Origin of the sequence: Mesorhizobium erdmanii USDA 3471, from assembly GCF_000472705.1 — a bacterium.
GTDB lineage: Bacteria > Pseudomonadota > Alphaproteobacteria > Rhizobiales > Rhizobiaceae > Mesorhizobium > Mesorhizobium erdmanii.
Genome location: NZ_AXAE01000022.1, coordinates 24,816 through 41,228, shown reverse-complemented (window position 1 = coordinate 41,228; position 16,413 = coordinate 24,816). Strand labels below are relative to the sequence as shown.

At 61.7% G+C, this 16,413-nt stretch carries 14 protein-coding genes and 1 tRNA gene; 10 read left to right on the top strand and 5 right to left on the bottom strand.

The window, feature by feature from the left end; all coding sequences use genetic code 11:
• Positions 1 to 112 precede the first annotated feature (112 nt).
• Complete coding sequence (gene hspQ / locus A3AU_RS0118555; protein ID WP_027027770.1) at positions 113 to 436, top strand: heat shock protein HspQ; 324 nt, start codon at positions 113 to 115, stop codon at positions 434 to 436.
• Positions 437 to 537: 101 nt separating this feature from the next.
• Here hspQ and A3AU_RS0118550 read toward each other — a convergent pair whose 3' ends face one another.
• Positions 538 to 1,167, bottom strand: coding sequence for an invasion associated locus B family protein (locus A3AU_RS0118550; RefSeq protein WP_015317881.1), 630 nt, complete (start codon positions 1,165 to 1,167; stop codon positions 538 to 540).
• 233 nt (positions 1,168 to 1,400) lie between these two features.
• On the opposite strand from A3AU_RS0118550, the gene A3AU_RS0118545 reads away from it, so the two are divergent.
• From A3AU_RS0118545 to mgtE, 4 genes are all read left to right on the top strand, one after another.
• Positions 1,401 to 3,218, top strand: a complete 1,818-nt coding sequence (locus A3AU_RS0118545; RefSeq protein WP_027054195.1) for an extracellular solute-binding protein — start codon at positions 1,401 to 1,403, stop codon at positions 3,216 to 3,218.
• A gap of 16 nt (positions 3,219 to 3,234) precedes the next feature.
• The gene (locus A3AU_RS0118540) at positions 3,235 to 3,915 is read left to right on the top strand and encodes a DsbA family oxidoreductase (protein WP_027054194.1); all 681 of its coding nucleotides are present in this window, start codon (positions 3,235 to 3,237) and stop codon (positions 3,913 to 3,915) included.
• Positions 3,916 to 4,759: 844 nt separating this feature from the next.
• Positions 4,760 to 6,652, top strand: coding sequence for an ABC transporter ATP-binding protein/permease (locus A3AU_RS0118525; RefSeq protein WP_027054193.1), 1,893 nt, complete (start codon positions 4,760 to 4,762; stop codon positions 6,650 to 6,652).
• Positions 6,653 to 6,922: 270 nt separating this feature from the next.
• A complete protein-coding gene (mgtE, locus tag A3AU_RS0118520; RefSeq protein ID WP_027054192.1) occupies positions 6,923 to 8,287 on the top strand; it encodes a magnesium transporter in 1,365 nt (454 codons plus the stop codon).
• A 192-nt stretch (positions 8,288 to 8,479) separates the two neighbouring features.
• Here mgtE and gor read toward each other — a convergent pair whose 3' ends face one another.
• The 3 genes from gor to rpiA all read right to left on the bottom strand — a co-directional run bounded on the left by gor (position 8,480) and on the right by rpiA (position 11,336).
• Entirely contained in the window at positions 8,480 to 9,868 is a 1,389-nt protein-coding gene (gor, locus tag A3AU_RS0118510) for a glutathione-disulfide reductase (protein WP_027054191.1), read from the bottom strand.
• Positions 9,869 to 9,988: 120 nt separating this feature from the next.
• Positions 9,989 to 10,618, bottom strand: coding sequence for a DUF2059 domain-containing protein (locus A3AU_RS0118505; protein ID WP_032917641.1), 630 nt, complete (start codon positions 10,616 to 10,618; stop codon positions 9,989 to 9,991).
• Positions 10,605 to 11,336 carry a ribose-5-phosphate isomerase RpiA gene (rpiA, locus tag A3AU_RS0118500; protein WP_027054292.1) on the bottom strand — a complete coding sequence of 244 codons (732 nt, stop codon included), beginning with the start codon at positions 11,334 to 11,336 and terminating at the stop codon, positions 10,605 to 10,607. The genes A3AU_RS0118505 and rpiA overlap by 14 nt, the downstream gene beginning before the upstream one ends.
• A gap of 254 nt (positions 11,337 to 11,590) precedes the next feature.
• Between rpiA and A3AU_RS0118495 the strand changes: the two genes are divergently transcribed.
• The 5 genes from A3AU_RS0118495 to A3AU_RS0118475 all read left to right on the top strand — a co-directional run bounded on the left by A3AU_RS0118495 (position 11,591) and on the right by A3AU_RS0118475 (position 14,382).
• A complete protein-coding gene (locus A3AU_RS0118495) occupies positions 11,591 to 12,274 on the top strand; it encodes a phosphoglycolate phosphatase (protein ID WP_027054189.1) in 684 nt (227 codons plus the stop codon).
• A gap of 140 nt (positions 12,275 to 12,414) precedes the next feature.
• Positions 12,415 to 12,489: transfer RNA gene (locus A3AU_RS0118490), tRNA-Val, on the top strand.
• A 132-nt stretch (positions 12,490 to 12,621) separates the two neighbouring features.
• The gene (locus A3AU_RS0118485; protein ID WP_027054188.1) at positions 12,622 to 12,879 is read left to right on the top strand and encodes a PepSY domain-containing protein; all 258 of its coding nucleotides are present in this window, start codon (positions 12,622 to 12,624) and stop codon (positions 12,877 to 12,879) included.
• 157 nt (positions 12,880 to 13,036) lie between these two features.
• On the top strand, positions 13,037 to 13,777 hold the full coding sequence (locus tag A3AU_RS0118480) for a lysozyme inhibitor LprI family protein (protein WP_051355397.1): 741 nt from the start codon (positions 13,037 to 13,039) through the stop codon (positions 13,775 to 13,777).
• A gap of 113 nt (positions 13,778 to 13,890) precedes the next feature.
• Positions 13,891 to 14,382 carry a hypothetical protein gene (locus tag A3AU_RS0118475; RefSeq protein ID WP_032917640.1) on the top strand — a complete coding sequence of 164 codons (492 nt, stop codon included), beginning with the start codon at positions 13,891 to 13,893 and terminating at the stop codon, positions 14,380 to 14,382.
• On the opposite strand, the gene A3AU_RS0118470 is transcribed toward A3AU_RS0118475, so the two are convergent.
• A complete protein-coding gene (locus tag A3AU_RS0118470) occupies positions 14,379 to 16,262 on the bottom strand; it encodes a L,D-transpeptidase family protein (protein WP_027054185.1) in 1,884 nt (627 codons plus the stop codon). The two genes, A3AU_RS0118475 and A3AU_RS0118470, sit on opposite strands and share 4 nt — an antisense overlap.
• Positions 16,263 to 16,413: the final 151 nt, after the last annotated feature.

Genomic DNA, 16,413 nt, shown 5'->3' with positions numbered 1-16,413 from the left:
TCAAAAACCTTTGCTCCGCATTCTGCGTAGCTTGAAGGCGTTCAAGCGCTTCGGGATTGAATTCGCTCGGAGTCTGCGCCAAATAAACTCAAGGAATTCAGTGGTGAGTACGATGAAAACAGCCAAATTCGCGATTGGACAGGTGGTTCGCCACCGGCTGTTTCCGTTTCGAGGCATCATTTTCGACGTCGATCCGCAATTCGCCAACACCGACGAATGGTACGAAGCCATCCCCGCTGATGTGCGGCCGCGCAAGGACCAGCCTTTCTACCATCTCCTCGCCGAGAATTCGGAAACCGAATACATCGCCTACGTGTCGGAGCAGAATCTGCTTGAGGATCAGTCGGGCGAGCCAGTCCGCCACCCGCAGATCAAAGAGATGTTCGACAAGAAGCCGGACGGACGCTACGAGCCGAAACGGCAGTCCAGGCACTGACTTTCGAGCCATCCGTCAGGAAATCGAACCATGGCCTGAAACGAAAAAAGCGGGGCATGACCCCGCTTTTTCTTTGATTCGAGAAAGACCCGAACCGGTGATCAGTTGGCGGTCTTGGCCTTGTCCTGCTCGTCCTTGAGCTTCTTGGCGAAGTCCTGGTTGTTCTTGGCGACAAAGTCCTGGAGCTTCTTCTGCCGGTCCTCGATGTCCGACTGCTGCAGCGGCGGGCCATCATAGGCGCCGCTGAAGCCCTGCAGGGCGATCTTGATCGGGTTGGCCTGGTTCTGGAAATTGATCGAGGTCAGCGTGATGCCCTGACCTTTCTTGAACGAGGCGACGAGCTGGTCGGTCAGCGGCACCTCGGCCACGCAACGATCCGGGAAGCAGATGACATAATCGAGCTTCTGCGCCTTGCCGGTGTCGATCTGCAGGCCAATGCCGGGAGGCACGAGGCGACCGGTCGGGACCGTAACCTGGAACACCTTGCGGTTCACTTTGCCCTTGAGCTCGATCAGGCTCACACCGGTGACGAGCTGGCCGTTGCCGGCGGTAACGATGTTCTGGACGTTGCAGATGTCGACGTCTTCCTGCTTGGTGCAAGCCTTGAACCAACCCTGTGGAATCTGGGGCTGCTGCTGTGCGGAAGCAGAGGGAAGTCCTGCACCCAGAAAGCCGACCACGCCCGCGGCCATGACCGAAAGGCGGTACGCATTGCTGTTCAGGCTCGTCATGTCGTGCACTTCCTCTCAAATGATCCCGGAACCGGCTTCTGTGCGCCGCGTGGTCAAGCTACCTGTTGCCGAAATGAGGCAACAGAATGACTTCGGACGGCGTGTTACACTGCAAGCGGTGCTGAATCCAGCCCGCCCACTTGTAATTCTTGATGACACCATTGGCCGGCACACAGCTGCCTCATGCTAGGGTGCGCATCGAATCATCAAGCCGACCTATTAAGGAGACGGTCATGGGCCGCGTTCTTGTTTGGCTGATCACCGCGATATCATTTCTCACCCTGTCGCTGCCGGCGCTGTCCGAGCCGAAATATGCGATCGCCATGCAGGGCGAACCCGCCCTGCCGCCCGATTACGCCCATTTCAACTACGTCAATCCCGACGCGCCGAAGGGCGGCAGCATCACTTATTGCGTCGTCGGCAGCTTCGACAACCTCAACCCCTTCATCCTGAAAAGCCTGCGCACGACGGCCCGAGGCATGATGGACACGATCTACGGCAATCTGATCTTCGAGCCGCTGATGCAGCGCAATGCGGATGAGGCTTTTACCCTTTATGGGCTGCTTGCCGATACCGCCGACATGGACCCGGAGCGCAAGAGCATCGAATTCCACCTCAACCCGAAGGCCAAATGGTCGGATGGGCAGCCGGTGACGCCGGAAGATGTGCTGTTCACCTATGATGCCTACACGCAAAAGGGCCGCCCGCCCTACAGCGACCGCATGGCCAGGATCGCCAAGCTGGAAAAGACCGGCGACCACAGCGTGCGCTTCACCTTCAACGACAAGGCCGATCGCGAGTTTCCCCTGATCATCGCACTGACGCCGGTCATCCCCAAGCATGCGTTCGACATGGAGACGTTCGACAAGACAACGCTGAAGCCGTTGATCGGCAGCGGCCCCTACACGATCGCACAGGTGACGCCCGGCCAGCGCATCGTCTTCAAACGCAATCCGGAATATTGGGGCAAGGACGCCCCCGCCAAACGCGGCTTCGACAATTACGACCAGATCACCATCGAATATTTTCTCAACGCCAACGCCAAGCTCGAAGCCTTCAAGAAGGGCCTTTGCGCCATCGACGACGACAGCGATCCTGTGAAGCGCGAGCGCGATCTCGACTTTCCCGCCTTCCACAAGGGCGAGGTCGTCACTGAAACCTTCGACACCGGCATTCCGCCTGTCGTGACCGGTTTCCTGTTCAACACCAGGCTACCGAAATTCTCCAATCCGGTGGTTCGGCGTGCGCTCGGCATGCTTTACGATTTCGAATGGGCAAACAAGAACCTGTTCGGTGGCAAATACACGCGCACGATGAGCTATTGGCAGGGCTCCGAGCTTTCCGCGCTCGGCCATCCGGCCGACGACCGGGAAAAGGCGTTGCTGGCGCCCTACCCCGGCCGCGTACCGGCCGAGATCATGGACGGCACCTGGAAACCGCCGGTGACCGACGGTTCGGGCCAGGACCGCAAGGTGCTGAAGACGGCTTTCGATCTCTTGAAAAGCATCGGTTACCACGTGCAGGACGGCACGATGCTCGATCCCGACGGCAAACCTTTCGGATTCGAGATCCTGACCGCGTCGCAGGACGAGGAGCGCCTGGCTGGCATCTACCAGCGCACGTTGGAGAAGATCGGCATCAACGTCAGCATCCGCAGCCTGGACGGCGATCAGATCCAGTCGCGCAAGCAGCGTTTCGATTTCGAGGCTCTGATCGGCTCGAGCGGCTTCAACAATTCGCTGTCGCCTGGCATCGAGCAGATCGGGCGTTGGTCGTCCGCCGCGGCCAGGACCGAAGGCTCGTTCAATCTCGCCGGCGTTGCCGACCCGGCGATCGATGCGGTAATCGACGCCATGTTGCGCGCCCGCTCGAAGGAAGATTATGTCGCCGCGGTTCGCGTTCTCGACCGGCTGCTGATCTCGGGCAACTACATGGTGCCGACGCAGTACAACACGCAGCAGTGGCTTGCGTACTGGAATTACCTGGAACATCCGAAGAAGACGCCCATATTCGGTTATCAGCTGCCGACATGGTGGCGCAAACCGAACTGAAAATCCGGAGATCGAGATGAGCGAAGCGAACGCCATAACCGTCGATGTGGTGTCGGATGTCGTCTGCCCCTGGTGCTTCATCGGCCAGAAGCGGCTGGACAAGGCGGTTGCATCGGCTGGCGATGTCGATGTCCATATACGCTGGCGGCCGTTCCAGCTCGATCCGACCATTCCGCCGGGAGGCAAGGACCGCCGCGAGTACATGCTGGCCAAGTTCGGCAGCGACGAGCGCATTCGCGAGATCCATGCTCGCATCGAGCCGCTTGGCGAAGCAGAGGGCATTTCATTTGCCTTCGACGCCATTAAGGTGGCGCCGAACACGCTGGATGCGCACCGCCTTATCCGCTGGGCGGGTGCTGCCGGTGAAGCCGTGCAGAACAGGCTGGTCCGTCGCCTGTTCCAGTTGAATTTCGAGGAAGGTGTCAACATCGGCGACCATGCCGTGTTGGTGGAAGCGGCCCGCGACGCCGGCATGGACGCCTCCGTGGTGGCCACCCTCTTGCCGACCGACGCCGATGTCGAAGCGGTGCGCACCGAAATCGCCACGGCATCGCGCATGGGCATATCAGGCGTGCCGTGCTTCCTGCTCGAAGGCAAATATGCCGTGATGGGCGCGCAGGATGTCGACACACTGGCTGATGCGATCCGCCAGGTGGCGGCCGCCAAGGCTCGCGGCGAACTGGACAAGGTCGGCTGAGGTCAGCCGGCCTTGCCCGGCGCGAGAAGACGCGGCGGTTACTTCACTGTCACCTTGGCCTTGCTGATGAAAAATCCATGGCCATTTGTGGCGGTGCAGGTCAGTCCCTTCGTCGATGACTGGCAGAAGAAGGGCCCGGCGCTTCAGCCCTAGCCGTAGGCGAGCCTCGTGTCATCGTGTTGAACTCGATCTGGCCCTCGGTGCCGGCAGCAATCCTCTGTTTGGCTGCATGCGCCAAAGATACCCAAGCGAAAAGAGGCAGACCGACGGCGAGAACGAAAGCTTCAAGTGCGGGCGCGCGCGTGCATCGTAAAGCTTCCCTGTTGGACAACCATGGGTGTCGACAACGGCCGGAGGGTCTGCGCTACCGACCGCGTCGAAGCTCGCATCGGCTCCCGGCTAGGGCGACAACGGCAAGCGATCAGACATCGAGGGCGGCACATTTTCGTGGCTTTTGGTCAGCCCGGAATGAAAAACCGGCCTGCCAGACAAGCTAGAACGAGTCACAAAATCGTGTGAATACCTTCCCCAAGGGAAGCTGCGACGAACTCGTTGGCAAATCTGTAACCATCTGACATCATTGCGATAAAGTGCTTGATCGCCTGTTCCCATGCAACCTTCGAAAACACCATTCTGTTGCCTTGCCGACACGGCTGGAACTTCAATCTCTCCGCCCCCCTACAAAAATTAATGGAAAATGATCAATTGGTGTTACCATCCGTAACAAAACAAAAAAGGTTTGGGCGGGATCGTGATTCGGATCGGCAGACGATCGCAGGAGTCAGTACCGGATAGACTACACGGCGGCGCCCCAGGGCCGTCGCATTTGACGCCGGTATCCTCGATGCGCAGTTTCTGGGGGCTGATGAAGGCCTACTGGTTGTCCGAGCGCTGGAAGGAAGCCTGGACCCTCACCGTGGTCATCGCGCTCCTGACGGCGCTCTCCAGCAAGGCCGGTGTCTGGTTTGCCGTGGCTTTGGGCGAGTTGGGCAATTCGATTGCCTTCTTCCACGATGCGGCAAACCCGAACCCGCTGGAGACAATCCTCACCAATGCCGGTGTACTCGTCTTGCTGGTCGTACTCAAGGATGCCGGCTTTACCGGCGTGCGCGGCCTTGTCTCCGCGACCTTGCACCGAAAGTGGCGTGGCTGGCTGAATAGCCAGTTCAATCAGGCTCTGCTCGACGGCAATCATACCCATTTCCATGCCCAGCATGGCTCGGCGGCAGGCGGCATCGTCGCGCCCGACAACATCGACCAGCGTATCCAGGAATCGATCAAGGACATGACCGGCGGGGCGATTGGTCTCGCCATGGGCGTTCTGGGTGTCGCGACCTCGCTCTACTTCATCGGCGAAAATCTGATTGGATCCTCGGTCGAGGTTAAGGGACTGGAGTTCCTCGGAAGTTATGGCAGCGCGGTACTGGCTTTCCTCGCCGTCGCCATTTACGTCCCGCTGAACACTTGGATCGCCGTCAAGCTTGGGCGCATGCTCGAGCGGCTCAATATCCGCATGCAGCAGGCCGAGGGCAGCTACCGCAGTGAACTGACGACATTCCTGCGCCGCAGCTTCCATGTCGCCGCCTCGCATGGCGAGGACGTACAAAAGTCGATGCACGACAAGCTCTACGTGGATATCGACAAAACCTGGGGCAGGCTCAATGTCGTCAACAACAGCTACACGTCATTCGAGCTGATCTACAACTTCATTGGCGCCCGAATCGTCGCCTATGGTCCCGGCCTCGTGTCGTTCATCCACAATCGCTTGGACTACAAAGGCTATATCACCGGGTCTGAGATGGTCGCCCAACTGATCAGCCAGTGCTCGTGGTTCATCCATGTCATGCCGGCCATTGCCACTTTGCGCGCCAACAGCCAGCGTGTCACCGAACTGGCTAACGCGATCGAGAATGTTCAGCACCCGCAGGCATTCTACAGCCAGACTGGCCGTTCCGATTTCCACTATGCCAGCCAGAACCCGGTTTTCGGTCTGACCATCCAAAAGCTCGAACTGGCGCATCAGGGCGAGGACGCAACGCCGTTCGTCAGCGCTGCCAATTTGCGCTTCAGGCGTGGCGAGTGGACCTTCCTGAAGGGCGAATCCGGTTGTGGCAAAACCTCCCTGATCAAGGCGATCAATGGCCTTTGGCCCTATGGCCACGGCACCATCGTCTTCCCTGACGGGGTGAAGAGTTTCTATGCCGCCCAGGAGGTCAAGCTCCCGCAAGTGTCGCTGAAGCAGCTGGTGTGCCTGCCAGGCTCCGAACACGATCATGGCGATGCCCATGTTGCGTCGGCGCTGCACAAGGCCGGCCTTGGCGACTTCATCGAACAAATGGCCAATGAGAGCCGCGAGGGCAAGAGCTGGGACCAGGTCCTGTCCGGCGGCCAGAAACAGAAGCTGGTGGTGGCTCGCATCATCCTGCAGCAGCCGGGGCTGCTGTTCCTCGACGAGGCGACCGGTGCCCTCGACCCGGAGGGCAAGATCGCCTTCCATCAGGCGATCAAGGACAACTGCGCGGATGTGACGGTGATCAGCGTCATGCACGAAGCGGTGGCGCCAAGATCGGCTGCCGGCACCGAGTTCTACCACTCCATCGTCATGATCGCCGACGGCGTCGCCACCAAGAAGCCGCTAACGCCGACCTTGCCTGTAGAACTCACCACGATTCTCACCCAGCCACGGCCGGTCGAAGACAAATGGCTGCGCTTCTCGCGTCGGCTGAAGCAGAAATAACCGAGATATCACAGCGACTTGCCGGGCAGCACGGCAGTGGGCGATCACAGTCTCGCGATCAGAGCCATCTGGCACCGTTTTCCCCCTCACCGCGATTGACTCGGCAAGGCGCGCTCCTATGTTGCGCCGGCTTGCCGATAGTCAATCGCGAACCCGCAAGCGGAAAGGTCACCGCGCCATGCCTGGCGACAGTATCAGTCGAACGCAACCGCCGTCCGCCTAGACGTGACCTGAACGGTTCATGTCCTGCCGGACGGCAAGGAGTGAACCATGAACGATTTTTCCCCCGTAGCGGACGACGAGGCCGTCGCCATCGCCCGCATCCTTGCCAACGACCATGTCGCCGACGTGGTCGAGGCGCTCAACCATGAATCGCGCGAAACCGCGACCGATCTGCTTTGCGCCGTGCCCTTCGAGCGGCTGGTCGAGATTCTCGACCAGCCTGAACTCGAAAGCGCGCCCGAACTGGTCGAGGCCCTGCCTCGTCCCAAGGCAAGCAAGCTGCTCACCGCCATGTCTGTCGACCGTGCGGCCGACATCCTTCGCGAGCTCGATGAGCCGGAACGTTCCGAACTGCTCGGCGCGCTGGCGCCGCCGCTACGCGCGACCCTGCTTTCCATTCTCGGTTATCCCGAAGGCAGCGCCGCATCGATCATGACGACGGAATTCGTCAGCGTGCCCTCGGACTGGACCGTCGGGCGCACGCTCGACTACATCCGCAAGGTCGAGCGGACGCGTGAGACCGTCTATGCGATCTACATCGTAGATCCGCAAACGCATCTGCTGGTGCGGTCGACGGGCCTGCGCCGGCTCATCACCGGCGAGCCGGACGACCCGATCCTGTCGGTGGCGCCGGACCGCGTGCCCGTCACGGTCACCCCGCTGACAGATCGTGAAACCCTGGCGCAGACGATCTCCAAATACGATCTGCTCGCGGTCCCCGTTGTCGACCACGGCAAAATCCTCGGCATCGTCACCATCGACGACATCATCGATACGATGATCGAGGAGACGACGGAGGACGTGCACCGTTTCGGCGGCATGGAGGCGCTCGACGAGCCCTATATGAAGATGAGCTTCCTCTCCATGATCAAGAAACGCGGCGGCTGGCTGTGCGCGCTGTTCATCAGCGAAATGCTGACCGCCAATGCCATGCAGAGCTACGAGGGTGAACTGGAGAAGGCGATCGTGCTGACGCTGTTCATTCCGTTGATCATGAGTTCAGGCGGCAATTCCGGCTCGCAGGCGACATCGCTTGTTATCCGGGCGCTGGCGCTGCGCGAGATCGGTCTTCGCGACTGGTGGCGGGTGGCGTTGCGCGAACTTCCCACCGGTCTCGTTCTGGGCGCCATGCTTGGCGTGGTCGGTATCGTCCGCATCGCGCTCTGGCAATATATGGGCTTCTACGACTATGGGCCGCATTGGCCGCTGATCGCCACGACGGTGGGTGCCGCACTGGTCGGCATCGTCACCTTCGGCTCCCTGTCGGGCTCGATGTTGCCGTTTGCCTTGAAACGGATCGGTTTCGATCCCGCCAGCGCATCGGCGCCGTTCGTCGCCACGCTGGTCGACGTCACCGGACTGGTGATCTATTTCTCGGTGGCGCTGGTCATCTTGCGCGGCACGCTGCTCTAGCAATCCTCCGCCGCTGGCAATCGCCGGCGGCGGCTTCCGCTGCTTCAGGCCTGTCTGCCATAGACGGCATCGCGCGGTGCGTCGGAGAACGTGCCCATCATGCCTGCGATGGCGATGCGTCCGCCAACCCCATGATCGAGCGGTGCCGAAAACGTGACGGACATGATCACCCCATCGACGGTCGAGGAAAAGTCAGACGCGCTGGCCGTCCTTCACGCGGTAGGTCGGTTTGTACATGGTGACGAGTTCTTCCGAGGCTGTCGGGTGCACGGCCATCGTGCGGTCGAAATCGTCCTTGGTCAGGCCGGCCTTCAGTGGAATGCCGAGCAACTGCGCCATTTCGCCGGCATCCGGTCCCAGAATGTGGGCGCCGAGCACTTTGCGGGAAGCGCCATCGACCACCAGCTTCATTAACATCTTCTCGTCGCGGCCCGACAGCGTATGCCGCATCGGCCGGAAGCTGGCGCGGTATATTTCGATATCGGCGAACCGTTTGACGGCTTCGTCTTCAGACAGGCCGACCGTGCCGATTTCAGGCTGTGAGAAGACGGCGGTGGCGATCATGTCGTGGTCGGGCGCGATCGGGTTGTCCTTGAATGCCGTCTCGACGAAGCACATCGCCTCGTGGATCGCCACCGGAGTCAGCTGCACCCGGTTGGTGACGTCGCCGATCGCCCAGATGTTATCGACGTTGGTGCGGGAATAGTCGTCGACCTTGATCGCGCCTGCGGCGGTCATTTCGATGCCGATGCCTTCCAGGCCCATATTCTCGGTGTTGGGGACGCGCCCGATGGCGAGCATGACCTGGTCCACCGTCAGCGTCTGGCCGCTGGTGAGATGGGCGTCGAGCCGTCCGTCCGGCCGCTTGCGCACCCATTCGCTCACCGCATGGCAGAGTATCTTGATCCCCTTCTTCTCCATGGTTTCGTGCAACGTGCGGCGCAGGTCCATGTCGAAGCGACTGAGAATCTCCTTGCCGCGGTAGACCAGCGTGGTGTCGACGCCAAGGCCGTGGAAGATGTTGGCGAACTCGACCGCGATATAGCCGCCGCCCTCGATCATGATCGCCTTTGGCAGTTCCTTGAGATCGAAGGCTTCATTGGAGAAGATGCAGTGTTCGTGACCGGGAAGTGCTGGATGCGCCGCCGGGCGGCCGCCGGTGGCGATCAGGATCTGGTCGGCGGTGACGGTGCGGTCCCCGTCCAGAAGATGCACCACATGCGGGTCGACGATCATCGCCCGCGAATGAAAGGTCTCGCCGCCCGAGCCCTCGACATTCTTCTTGTAGATCGCCTCCAGGCGGGCAATCTCGCGATCCTTGTTGGCGACCAGCGTCTGCCAGTTGAAACTGGCTGCCGGCACCGTCCAGCCATAGCCGGCCGCATCGGCGAAATGCTCCGGAAATTGCGACGCGTAGACATAGAGCTTCTTTGGCACGCAGCCCCTGATGACGCAGGTGCCGCCAAAGCGGTATTCCTCGGCGATGCCGACACGCTTGCCGATTGCAGCCGCGACACGCGCCGCCCTCACCCCGCCGGAGCCGCCGCCGATGACGAAGAGATCGTAGTCGTAACCGGCCATGACACGGCTCCTTGAACGTCGGAAAATGTGAGTGACAGGTAGGCCGCCAACGGCCAAAAGAAAAGCCCGGACAAGCCGGGCTTCGCAGATGGCCGCAAGGCCGCTTTTGAAAAGGCAGGATCAGTTCTGCGTGTCGTCGGCAGGAGCCGAACCATCGGCGGGCGCGGCGCCATCGGCCGGAGCCGCATTGTCGGCCGGCGCGGCGCCATCAGCGGGCGCAGGGGCAGCCGGCGCCGCCGGAGCCGCGGCCTTGGCGGCGGCCGCCAGCGTTTCACCGACCTGCTGGGCGAGATCACGGGCGACGCCGTTTTGCCAGATGTCGGCTGCCTTGACCAAATCACGTGTCACGGTCGGGCCGCTGTCGAGCAGCTTCTTGCCGGAGTCGGAGCTGTAGAAGGCCGCGATTTCGTTGAGTTCCTTCTCGGAAAACACCTTCGCATAGGCGAGAGCGGCTTCCTTTTCGAGATCCGCGCGACGCGATGCCATCGCCAGCGCCTTCTCGTTGATGGTCTTGCCGATCAGCTCCTGCATGTCCGGGTTCTTCTGGATGAGCTGCGATTCGAGCGCGGCCGCCGCTTGCGGCAGGATGTTGTCGAACGGGTCGGTCGCATGGATTGCCGTGACGGCCGCCCGGGCCGCCTTCAGGTGCGATTCGGTGACGTCCTGCGAGAACGCCGGCGACGACAAGGCGAAAACGGCCGAAGCCGCCAGAACGACGCAAAGGCCGCGAACCCGGTTATGCAACATCATGATCGGTAGAACTCCCTGGTTTTCGGGCGGCATGGACGGTTTGGATGCCGTCGCCGCCGGCGATGATGGCCGCTGACGCCAGCCCGATGAAAAGACCATGCTCGACCACGCCCGGAATGGCATGGAGAGCATTCGAAAGCGCTCTTGTATCCGGAATGCGGCCAAAAGATGCATCGAGGATAAAATGGCCGCCGTCTGTAACAAAAGCCTGGCCTCCCGTCATCCTCAATGTAATGGGACCGGAAAGGCCGAGACCTGCCGCCGCCGCGGCCACCGCGATCTCCGTGGCGCGCAAGCCGAACTGGTTGACTTCGATTGGCAGCGGAAATCGGCCGAGTGTCTCGACCATCTTCGACCGGTCGGCGATGACGATCATGCGTTGCGAGGCCGCGGCCACGATCTTCTCGCGCAGCAGCGCGCCGCCGCCGCCCTTGATCAGCGTCAGCTCCGGGTCGACCTCGTCGGCGCCGTCCACGGTAAGATCTAGCTCGGGCGTTTCCTCCAGCGTCGACAGCGGCACGCCAAGCTCGCGGCAAAGGGCTGCGGTGCGTTCCGAAGTCGGCACACCGATGACGGTCATGCCCGTAGCGACCTTGTCGGCGAGCAGCCGCACGAACTCTTCCGCCGTGGTGCCGGTGCCGATGCCGAGCCGCATGCCGTCGCTGACATGGGCAAGGGCGGCTCGCGCGGCCTCGACCTTCAACTGTCTTGCATCCATGCCGCTTGCTGCCCCGGAACCTGATGCATGTCGCCCAAAAGTGATCCCGGTTTTGGGAAAACGACATGCATGAAACAAAGGACCAAAGCGCATCGCATGCGTCGGTTTCGACGCGACGCGCTTTGGTGTTCGGGCTCCTAGCATTTTTGCCGGCCGGGTCAAAGCATTTGGGCGGGCCTGTCCACCGGCGTGCTTGCCTTGACGCGCCGCAGCCGCTATCGCCTGCCGATGCACAAACCTGCGCAGGATGGATCATGACCCGCCCGATCATCGTGTTCGACCTCGACGGAACGCTGATCGACACGGCGCCTGACTTGCTCGACAGCCTTAATCACAGCCTGGCCGCCAGCAAGCTCGCGGCCGTCGACGAGGCCGGCTTCAAGCGCTTCGTCGGCCATGGCGGCCGGGTGATGATAGAGCGGGCGCATGCCGCCCAGCAGCGCTCGCTCGATGTCGCCGAGCACGACCGGCTGCTAAAACTGTTCCTCGATCATTACACCGACAACATTCCCGGCAAATCGCGCCCCTACCCCGGCGTGATCGAGGCCATCGCACGCTTCGAGAAGGCCGGCTATCTCCTGGCTGTCTGCACAAACAAATACGAAGCCAACTCGCTGGCGCTGATCGACGCGCTCGGCCTGACCTCGCATTTCGCCGCGATCGCCGGACAGGACACGTTCGCCTTCCGCAAACCCGACCCGCGCCATCTGATAGAGACCATCAATCTTGCCGGAGGCGATCCGCATCGCGCCCTGATGGTCGGCGATTCGCAAACCGACATCGACACCGCCAAGGCGGCCGGCATTCCTGTCGTGGCCGTCGATTTCGGCTACACCGACCGGCATGTGCGCGAATTCGAACCCTCGGCGGTGATTTCGCATTTCAACGCGCTGACCGTGGATCTGGCGGAGCGGCTGATCCATGCCGCGGGGCATTGAACGGAAAGCAACGGGAAATCCCGTCGGGAAGGTCCCGAAATGCCGCAGAATCCGATCTCAGTAAGAACGCCAGACAGCGCCTTGACTTAACCGGCCGGCCTCCCTTATATCGCGGCTCGCTTGGCCTTCGGGCAACGAGCGGGCGATTAGCTCAGCGGGAGAGCACACCCTTCACACGGGTGGGGTCGCAGGTTCAATCCCTGCATCGCCCACCACTTTCTTTCCGGAAATCGCGGGCCAGGGCAGCTAGCGGCCGCAGATCGATTGACTGAATCGCCGCGCGTTCCAGACAAGGAACAAATCCGAGCGCCAGCGAGTTTCTGTCGATCGAAACTTGAGGGAAAGCCATGTCCAGATTGCTGCTGTCGACAAGCGTCGCCGTTTTTCTCGCCGCCGGGCCGGCCCTTGCCGCGGATGAAGCTCCACTACCGCCGCAAAATGCCAAGAAGCTGTCGGAAATCCTCGCCAAGGTCGAGCAGCGCGACGGCTTTCGCTACGTGAAGGAAGTCGACTGGGACAAGGATGCCTACGTCGTCACCTACTACACGTCGGACAAGGCGAAGGTTGAAATCACCTATGATCCGGTGACGGCCGAGCCCAAATAGGGCTGCCAGAACACGTCTACGTCAGGCGGATATGCCCCTTTTATCCGGAGACGGGTCGACGCCAGCCGGACGCCGCAAAATATCCATTGTTGGAGTATGATATCTCGGTCCGGCGCCGGGCAGCGCCTTGGGCAATGCGGTTGGCTTGGGGGCATGCATGCGATTTTCCGTTCGAACCGATGTCATGCTCGTCCTCGCCATCATCGTTGGCGGCGGTGTGCTTGAGGCTTCTCCGGCCTTGGCCGAAGGGCCGTCCTTTGATTGCAGCAAGGCCAGCCTGCCGGCGGAAAAGGCGATCTGCGCCGATCCTCAGCTGTCCGCCATCGATCTCTTGGTTTCTCAGGCCTACAAGGGTTTCGAGCCGGCATTCGGCGGCGACAAGCGCAAGATCGCCCGCGGACTGATGGCCGACCGCAACGCCTGCAAGAGCGATACCGCCTGCATCGTCAGCGCGCTGAACAACGCCTTGCAGACCTACGGCAATGCGCCGTCCTGGGTGCAGGACTACAATATCGCGCTGATCGGCAAGAAGGCGCTGGATGCCGCGGCACGTAACCCCGGCAACAGGGATCAACCCCTGCCCTCGGCCGTCGGGCAATGTGCGTCCACGCACATCAAGACACTCACCACCCGGCTTGGCGACGATCCGCTCGAGACGGCCACGCCCGACGCGGGTAGCGCAGCAACCTTCACCAATGGCGGCGCAGCCGTGTCCTACGATCGCGAGCCAGGTCTCGCCGCCTCGAAGGTCGGCGAACCCGTCGAGATGTGCCTGATCGCGATTCCCAGGGACTGCCCCAAGGACGACGATCGTGGCCGTGTCTATTATTCCCTCGACCTCGTCGCCAAGGGCAGCTGGGCCCTGCCAGACTCCGAACATCTGTGCGGCGGCGCCTGATCGGTCCTGCCTGGTGGTTCACGACAGCCCGCCGAAGCGGCTCGCTCTGTACGTGCCCTTGCGCCGGACCGGCTTTGATGGCTGATTGAAAGGGTAACTGCGCCGATCGGGGGATGGGCATGGCGACGGCAAAACACGTCCTAAAGCGTCTGTTGATGATGTTTGCCGGCTACCTCGTGGCCGTGCTGGTTGGCCTGATTGCCGTGGTTGCAATCTATGCCGCGCTCAGTTCCTTGCCTAATGCGCCGGAGTATTTCAGTTTCTTCGGCGTCACCCCGATCGCGGCGCTGGTGGTGCCCCCGCTCGGCATGTTCATCTATTTCCTGACGATCGTCGTCACCGGGATGCAGACGCTGATTTTCGCCCTGATCGCCGAGTTCTTTTCGCTGCGCAATTTTCTCATGCACATGGTCTTCGGCGCTGCCGCCGCTGCCTGCGGCTTCTTTCTGATCTGGCCGAGTTCGGCGGAAGACCTGGATCCGGCGCGTTGGGCCGACATCGGCATCATCGCTGCCGCCGGCCTGGTCGCCGGGCTCGTCTACTGGCTGATCGCCGGCCGGGACGCCGGCTTCCGGCGCCCCGTTGTCGCAGCATTGACCTATTAGCTGGAGGGCGAGCGCACCGCCTCGGTCGCGTCAAGCGCCTGCTTCAGCCGCGAATCGCGATCATAGACGTCGTTGAAATACTCGACCTTGCCGGACATGTCGGGCCACGCGGTGAAATAGGCGACATAGACCGGAATCGTGCGCGTCACATTCTCGGTCGAATGTCCGTGCTTCAGCTTCTCGGCTATATAGTCGACCGAGGTGCCGAGCACCGCCGCCGCCATGCCGCGCGGATCCTGTAGGCGCACGCAGCCATGGCTGAGCGCGCGCATATCCTGCTTGAAGAACGATTTCTGCGGCGTGTCGTGCATGTAGATGGCATGCTTGTTGGGGAACAGGATCTTCAGTTCGCCCAGCGCATTGGCCTCGCTCGGCTGCTGGCGCACACTATAGGGAATGTTGGCGCCATAGGCGCCCCAGTTGACCGCCGACGACGGAATGCGTTTGCCGCGCGCATCCGTCACCTCGTAGCCGGCGCGGTCGAGATAGCCGGGATCGCTGCGCAACCTGGGCAGCATCTCGTTGACGATGATCGACTGCGGCACGCCCCAATAGGGATGGAAATCGACCTGCTTGATCTGGTCGTAGAAGAACGCGGTCTGGTTGGTGACCCGGCCGACGACGGCGCGTGTCTTCAACTGCTCCTGGCCATTGTCGATGTAGCTGGCGGTGAACGCCGGCTGGTTGATGAAGACACGCGGGCTGCCGAGATCGGAAGGCAGCCAGCGCAGTTCCTCCAGCGCCACTTGCACCTTGAGCAGCCTATCGGCCTTCGACGTGCCGGCCAGCAAGGCGACGGTTCGCGGACCGATGACGCCGTCACCCTTCATGCCTTCCTTCACCTGCACCGCCTTGATGAGCGGAACGAGCTCGGGCACGTAGACCTCGCTGGTCGCCAGCCGCGACAGCAACTCGCCATAGGTGCCGCCCATCTCGTCATCGAGATTGCGCGAGATCAGCGACAAGAGCTTCGGCAATTCGGGGCTGGTCTGGCCCGGCTTCAGCAGCAGCTTGGGATCGACGACGATCTCGTTCTCCGCACTCGCCTGCAGCGCCTCCAGCTCGACGCGCAGCGCTTGATATTCCGCATTCTGCGGATGCCGCGATTCGAGGTAGGTACGCACTTCCTGCGTATGCGCCAGCGTCTTCAGCACGCCGACCATGTCGATCGGCTTGGCCGGGAAATCATAGTAGCCGGTCATCCGGTTGGGTTCGACACGGCCGCTCTGGGCGTCGTGGGCGTAGCGCAGGACTCGCGCCGACAGCGCCATCTCGAAGCGCACCAGTTCCCTGAGCTTTGTCGCGTCGTCCGACGACGACGTCGCTGCCGGCACATCGACCGTGTAGTCGGCGGGCGTGAGCCCGTAGCTTGCGGCCTCGCCAAGCACCCGCACCGCGTCCTGGGCGCGATTGTTGAGGCTGGTTCCGGTCACCCAGATGAAGTCCGGATTGGCCGAATAATAGGCGATCAGTGCCTTGGCGATGTCGGGCTCGGCATAGAGTTCGTAGTCGCTGAGACTGGCAATGGCGTCGTGAAAAGCGGCTCCCGTGGCCGACGGAACGAACGCCGCGTCCTGCGGCGCTGCCGCCTGGGGCGCGGCGGACAGCGTCGAGAAGTCGACGCGCACCAGCTTGTCGGCCTTGTAGGTGTAGTAGGACGGGCTGCTGATCTTTACGCCGCCACCACCGCCAGCGGCCGGGGCTTTGGGTCTATGCTTGGGCGGCGGAGGCGGAAACTCGCCTTGCGGCTCATGCCTTATGCCGCCGCCGAACAACATGTCGAAAAGCCCTTGCGCGCCGGCCTGGGGCGCGCCGAGGGCGAGCGTTGCCGCGATCGCCATCAGCGGCATGGCGGTTGCTTTTTTACCGAGGAATTTCATGGATCACCCGCTCCGGCCGCAACCGGTTCCCGTTCCGCACGCTAGACCGTCTCGCTCACCGCATGGCGGATGTAAGGCGCGACTATACCGATTCATACCGATTTCGTTAAGCTTTCATAAATTTCGGGACGCCTGTTGCAGAACGGTTTCA